The 443-nt window shown below is 55.5% G+C and carries 1 protein-coding gene; it reads left to right on the forward strand.

From position 1 onward, the window contains the following. On the forward strand, positions 1-278 hold a 278-nt coding region (locus I6F37_RS40145; RefSeq protein ID WP_225154399.1), incomplete at its 5' end, for a TSUP family transporter. Positions 279-443: the final 165 nt, after the last annotated feature.

The raw sequence follows: 443 nt of genomic DNA on the forward strand, positions 1-443 counted from the left end.
CGCTGTATCTGCTCGCCTTGAACATGCAGAAGCTGGAGTTCGTCGGCACCATTGCGTGGATGTTCCTGATCATCAATCTGGTGAAGGTGCCGTTCAGCGCGCACCTCGGCTTGATCAATCCGGCTTCTCTTTTTCTCAACGCGCTCCTGATCCCCGGAGTGGTCGTGGGAATTTTCATGGGCCGTCTTTTTGTGGGGAAAATCTCCCAGCGCGCATTCGATGCGTTTCTCCTGATCAGTGCCGCGATCGCTTCTGTCCGACTGATCTGGTGGCGGTGAATCGCACCCTTCTTTCCTCTCGCAAACCCGCAGCCACTTTTTAAGAGTCCCGCGCATGACCCTTTCTTTCCTCGGCAAATATCGCGAAGGCGCTCTGCTTTTTCTTCGTGTCGGGCTCGGCGTTATGTTCGTCATTCACGGTCTTCCGAAGATCATGGGCGGCCC

Origin of the sequence: Bradyrhizobium sp. NBAIM08, assembly GCF_020193935.1 — a bacterium.
In the GTDB taxonomy this organism is placed as follows: domain Bacteria; phylum Pseudomonadota; class Alphaproteobacteria; order Rhizobiales; family Xanthobacteraceae; genus Bradyrhizobium; species Bradyrhizobium yuanmingense.